General features: G+C 60.6%; 5 protein-coding genes and 1 pseudogene. 2 read left to right on the forward strand and 4 right to left on the reverse strand.

Annotation, left to right across the window (positions count from 1 at the left end; genetic code table 11):
• A partial coding sequence (gene secA, locus AB4Z11_RS20640; protein WP_442027343.1) for a preprotein translocase subunit SecA occupies positions 1-2,203 on the reverse strand: 2,203 nt, incomplete at its 3' end.
• Between the two features lie 27 nt (positions 2,204-2,230).
• On the opposite strand from secA, the gene AB4Z11_RS20645 reads away from it, so the two are divergent.
• A complete protein-coding gene (locus tag AB4Z11_RS20645) occupies positions 2,231-2,815 on the forward strand; it encodes a hypothetical protein (protein WP_442027345.1) in 585 nt (194 codons plus the stop codon).
• On the opposite strand, the gene lpxC is transcribed toward AB4Z11_RS20645, so the two are convergent.
• Both lpxC and AB4Z11_RS20655 read right to left on the reverse strand, forming a co-directional pair.
• Positions 2,812-3,750 carry a UDP-3-O-acyl-N-acetylglucosamine deacetylase gene (lpxC, locus tag AB4Z11_RS20650; RefSeq protein ID WP_442027347.1) on the reverse strand — a complete coding sequence of 313 codons (939 nt, stop codon included), beginning with the start codon at positions 3,748-3,750 and terminating at the stop codon, positions 2,812-2,814. The genes AB4Z11_RS20645 and lpxC overlap by 4 nt on opposite strands.
• A gap of 18 nt (positions 3,751-3,768) precedes the next feature.
• Positions 3,769-4,611 (reverse strand): DMT family transporter, encoded by an 843-nt coding sequence (locus AB4Z11_RS20655; protein ID WP_442027351.1) that lies wholly within the window; start codon positions 4,609-4,611, stop codon positions 3,769-3,771.
• A gap of 247 nt (positions 4,612-4,858) precedes the next feature.
• Here AB4Z11_RS20655 and AB4Z11_RS20660 point away from each other — a divergent pair, with 247 nt between their 5' ends.
• The gene (locus tag AB4Z11_RS20660; protein ID WP_442027349.1) at positions 4,859-5,356 is read left to right on the forward strand and encodes an SET domain-containing protein; all 498 of its coding nucleotides are present in this window, start codon (positions 4,859-4,861) and stop codon (positions 5,354-5,356) included.
• 315 nt (positions 5,357-5,671) lie between these two features.
• Here the strand turns inward: AB4Z11_RS20660 and AB4Z11_RS20665 are convergent.
• A pseudogene (locus tag AB4Z11_RS20665) lies at positions 5,672-5,777 on the reverse strand (peroxiredoxin); the annotation flags it as partial.

Genomic DNA, 5,777 nt, shown 5'->3' on the forward strand with positions numbered 1-5,777 from the left:
TCTCCATCATCTGCACCAGCGGCAGGTCGAGCTGCCATTCGCCGGCCAGGGTGGCTTGCAATGCCGGGATATCCCACTGCTCTTCCACCGATTCTTCCGGCACGTACTGGCGCACCACATCGTTGAACACGCCGTGGCGCAGGCTCATGATGGTTTCGGAGATGTCGTTCGCTTCCAGCAGCTCGTTACGCTGCGAGTAGATCACCTTACGCTGGTCGTTGGCGACGTCGTCGTATTCCAGCAGCTGCTTACGGATGTCGAAGTTGCGGGCTTCCACCTTGCGCTGTGCGGATTCGATGGAACGGGACACGATGCCCGCTTCGATCGGTTCGCCTTCCGGCATCTTCAGGCGGTCCATGATCGCGCGCACGCGGTCGCCGGCGAAGATGCGCAGAAGCGGATCGTCCAGCGACAGGTAGAAGCGGGACGAGCCTGGGTCGCCCTGGCGGCCGGAACGGCCACGCAGCTGGTTGTCCACGCGGCGGGATTCGTGACGCTCGGTACCCACGATGTGCAGGCCGCCTGCGGCCACCACCTGGTTGTGCAGTTCCTGCCAGCCGTCGCGCAGCTTCTGCGCCTGGTCTGCCTTGTCAGCGTCGCTCAGGTCCGGATTGGCTTCGATGACCTTGATCTGGCCTTCGACGTTCCCCCCCAGGACGATGTCGGTACCACGACCGGCCATGTTGGTAGCGATGGTGATCGCTTTCGGCGAACCCGCCTGGGCGATGATCTCTGCTTCGCGGGCGTGCTGCTTTGCGTTCAGCACGTTGTGCGGCAGCTTGGCCTTGTCCAGGATGCCCGACAGCAGCTCGGAGTTTTCAATCGAGGTCGTACCCACCAGCACCGGCTGTCCGCGCTCGTAGCAGTCGCGGATGTCCAGCATCATGGCGTTGTRCTTCTCTTCGTTCGACTTGTACACCTGGTCCTGGCGGTCCTTACGCTGGGAAGGACGGTTCGGCGGAATCACCACGGTTTCCAGGCCATAGATTTCCTGGAATTCGTAGGCTTCGGTATCCGCGGTACCGGTCATGCCGGCCAGTTTGGCGTACATACGGAAGTAGTTCTGGAAGGAGATCGAGGCCAGGGTCTGGTTCTCGTTCTGGATCTTCACGCCTTCCTTGGCTTCGACTGCCTGGTGCAGGCCGTCGGACCAGCGGCGGCCCGTCATCAGGCGGCCGGTGAATTCGTCGACGATCACCACTTCATTGTTCTGCACCACATAGTGCTGATCCTTGAAGTACAGGGCATGCGCGCGCAGCGCAGCGTACAGGTGGTGCACCAGGGTGATGTTGGCGGAGTCGTACAGGGACGCGCCTTCCGGCAGCAGGCCCATCTTGGTCAGGATGCCTTCGGCCTTTTCGTGGCCGGCTTCGGTCAGCAGCACCTGGTGCGCTTTCTCGTCCTTGGTGTAATCGCCCGGCACTTCGATATTGCCCTTGCCGTCCGGCGTTTCTTCGCCAACCTGCAGGGTCAGCTGAGGCGGCACCAGATTGATCTTGTGGTACAGGTCGGTGTGGTTCTCGGCCTGGCCGGAGATGATCAGCGGAGTACGCGCTTCGTCGATCAGAATCGAGTCCACTTCGTCGACGATGCCGAAATTCAGGGCGCGCTGTACGCGGTCGCGGGATTCGAACACCATGTTGTCGCGCAGGTAGTCGAAACCGAATTCATTGTTGGTGCCGTAGGTGATGTCCGAACCGTAAGCCAGCTGCTTGGCGCTGTGCTCCATCTGGGACAGGTTCACGCCGCAGCTCAGGCCCAGCCAGCGGTACAGCTTGCCCATGGTTTCGGCGTCGCGCTGTGCCAGGTAATCGTTGACGGTCACGATGTGCACGCCCTTGCCGGACAGTGCGTTCAGGTAGGCCGGCAGGGTTGCGGTCAGGGTTTTACCTTCACCGGTGCCCATTTCGGCGATCTTGCCATAGTGCAGAACCATGCCGCCGATCAGCTGCACGTCGAAGTGGCGCATCTTGTAGACGCGCTTGGACGCTTCGCGGCAGACAGCGAAGGCTTCCGGCAACAGGTCATCCAGCGACTCGCCATTGGCCACGCGCTCCTTGAAGGCAGGCGTTTTGGCTTGCAGCTCGGCATCCGACAGCTTTTCAAATTCCGGTTCCAGGGCGTTGATCGCCTTGACCGTTTTTTGGTATTGCTTAAGCAGTCGCTGGTTGCGGCTGCCGAAAATCTGGGTCAGTAAGGACATTTCTTGAATTCTTCCTCGGGTCCGCCAATGGCAAAAGTGCGTGATTTTATCATGCGCGAAGGGCAAGGTTGGGATGTTCAGCTATATAACAATGGCCAGAGCGCAAATTTACCGGCTGGGGCCGCCACGGTACAATGCAGCATGCGTTCCCGTTACACCACCATGATCCGCGAGGCCGCTGGAGCCACGGACTTTCTTCGCCGCAACGACCGCCTGGCGGCGCTGCTGCCGGCTGCCCAGCGCATGGCCGATCTGCAGCGAGATTGTGCGGAAGCGCTGCCAACCTCGTTCAAGTTCTGCGAAATCCTGGCTTTCAATGGAACCGATCTGACGCTCGCCACGCCCAACGCCGCAGTTGCTGCCAAGCTTAAACAACAATTGCCAAAGCTACAAGAATGTCTCGTGCGAAAAGGGTGGCAGATTAACAACATCCGCCTCAAAGTGCAGATGACGCAGTCGGCCCAGCAAGCCGTGCAGCCGAAACCCAATATGGAGCTGTCGTCCGCCGCGGTGAACTCATTCGAGCAGCTCAGCGAACAACTCGAAGCCACCAAAGAAAACGCGCCGCTGATCGCGGCGCTGAAGTCTATGGTGGCGAAGCGCCGTCCTTAGTAGTTGAACGACCACTCTTCCGCCAGCTGGCGGGCGTAGGATGGCGGCGCTTTGTCGGTCGATTCGTAGGTGACGATTTCGTAGGAATCGGGATCGGCCAGCATGGCGCGCAGCAACTGGTTGTTCAGGGCGTGGCCGGATTTGTGGGCTTCGTAGCTGGCGACCATCGGGTGACCGACCATGTACAGGTCACCGATCGCGTCCAGGATCTTGTGGCGGACGAACTCGTCGTCGTAGCRCAGGCCATCGGAATTCAGGATGCGGTACTCGTCCATCACAATGGCGTTTTCCAGCGAACCGCCGCGGGCCAGGCCGATACCGCGCAGCATTTCCACGTCCTGCATGAAGCCGAAGGTACGGGCGCGGGCAATCGCCTGCACATAGGAGACGTCGCCGAAGTCGACATTCGCGCGCTGGGCGGTGCCATCGACGGCCGGGTGGTTGAACTCGATGAAGAAGTCCAGCTTGAAGCCGTCGTGCGGTACCAGGCGCGCCCACTTTTCCTTATCGCCCTTCCCTTCGCGCACTTCCACGGTCTTTTTCACGCGGATGAACTTCTTGGCCGCGTCCTGCTCCTCGACGCCACCTTGTTGCAACAAATATACGAAGGATGATGCCGAACCATCCATGATCGGAATCTCTTCCGCCGTCACGTCGACATAGAGATTGTCGATGCCCAGGCCGGCGCAGGCCGACAGCAGGTGCTCCACGGTCGAAACGCGGCCGCCGTCCTTCATCAGCACGGTGGCCATGCGGGTATCGCCCACGATGTCGGCTTTTGTCGGGAAGGCAATAGGCGGGTCCATATCGACGCGGCGGAACACGATGCCGGTATCCGGCGCGGCCGGGCGCAAGGTCAGCTCGACCTTGGTGCCGGAGTGCAGACCCACACCTGTCGTGCGGACGAGTTCTTTGATGGTTCGTTGTTTCAGCATTCCGCGATTATATCGGGATTACGGATGCTCGGCCTCGGGATGGTCGGCTTCCCGCCGCACCAGGTAAATGCCCGAAGCGATGATAATGGCCGCGCCCAGCAGGGTGTACATATCCGGCAAGCTTTTCCACAGCACCCAGTCCATCATCGTGCCCCAGGCCAGCGCCGTGTATTCGAACGGCGCCACGATCGACGCTTTGCCCATGCTGAAGGCTTTGGTCAGCGCCAGCTGTCCCAGGAAGCCGCTGATCGCCAGGGCCAGCAACGGCACCCAGTCGTCCATCCGCACCTCGACCCACTGCTGCCAGGCAAACGGCGAGACACCGATGCCCATCATCGCCAGCACCCAGAACATGATGTGCTCAGGCGCATCCGAACGCGCCAGGATGCGGCTGACGATGGCCGACACGGCGTAGCACACGGCCGAGCCCAGCACCGCCAGTCCCGCCACCGAAATGAAGCTGCTGCCATTGGGACGCAGCACCACCAGCACGCCGCCCAGGCCGACAAAAATCGCCACCCACTGCCCGAGGCCGACTTTCTCTTTCAGGAAGAACACCGCCAATGCCGTCACCAGCGCGGGAGCGATGAAGAAGATCGAATACGTTTCGGCCAGCGGCAGCGACTTCAGCGCGAACGCGAACAGCGACAGCATGCTGATGCCGATCGCACCGCGCAGCAGATGCAGCGGCCAGCGCACCTGGAACATCCCTTTGAACTTGCCGCGCCAGGCCAGGTAGGCAAACACCAGCGGCATCGACGACATGCAGCGCAGCGCAGTCACCTGCAGCGCCGGATAATGCTCGGCCAGCACCTTCATGGACGCATCCATAAAGGCGAACATGGCGACAGCCGCCACCATCCAATAAATACTCTGCAGGTTTTCTTTCGCGCTGGGGGTCATGTAGGTCCAAATGCTCACGCCGGACCGGCCATTGTACTGAAAGAAACGCGGCATCGCTCGCGCCGAGATCAAATTAGCTGATGTCGTAACAATAGAGTTCCGGACCCACCCAATGCGGCAGCTCGCGCGTGCGCGCACTTTGCGCGGCATCAGCGCTACGTGTGTGGCGCGACCGGGTTATTATTGCGGGATGAACGCCGACGCCATGAAAAAATCCGCCCCGACCTCCCTGTATGAAGTGCACGAATCGCCCGTCCATGGACGAGGCGTGTTTGCGAGCCAGTTGATCCCCGCGGGCACGCGCATCATCGAGTACACCGGCGAGATCGTCGACTGGGATGAGTGCTGCCGCCGCACCGAAGAGAAAGGCGGCCCGATCGGCCACACCTTCTTCTTCAGCCTGAACAACGGCCTGCTGATCGACGGCGGTGCCGGCGGCAACGAAGCGCGCTACATCAACCACTCCTGCGAGCCGAATTGCGAAGCGGAAGAAGACGACGATTCGCGCGTCTACATCTGCTCGCTGCGCCACATCGAACAAGGCGAAGAGCTCAACTACAACTACGGCCTGATTTACGAAGAGCGCCACACCAAGGCCGTGAAAAAGCAGTTCGCCTGCTACTGCGGCGCGTCCTCCTGCACCGGCGTCATGCTCGCCCCCAAAAAGCGCAAGCGCAGCAAGGCTGACAAAGCGCAAAGTTAAGCCCGTGCGCCGTTGCTAGGATTAAAGTCCTTTCACGGCGCGGAGGCTTCAAATGTCTGAGCTATCGACGATACAGTCGCTCACGCCTGGCCAGACTTGCCGGATCTGGTTCAACTTTCTCGCTCTGCTGTTTGGGCCGGTCTATTACATCTGCACATGCTGGGCGCGGATCAGGCAACCATGCCGCGCATAGGGAGATACTGCGGCCCGCTGATCTTCTGCTTCCGCGCGAATATCGATTACTACAAACGGATGGTGGAACAGGACAACGGATGGTGGTAGCGGCGCCCGGAAAGAGCGCCGCGGAGGGAATGATTACAGCTGGCCCAGCATGGTTTCAGCGTTCGACACTTCGAACTTGCCACCCTGCTCAACGTTCAACTGCTTGACCACACCGTCTTCCACCAGCATCGAGTAGCGC

Source organism: Pseudoduganella sp. RAF53_2 (assembly GCF_052113985.1).
Classification (GTDB): domain Bacteria; phylum Pseudomonadota; class Gammaproteobacteria; order Burkholderiales; family Burkholderiaceae_D; genus Rugamonas.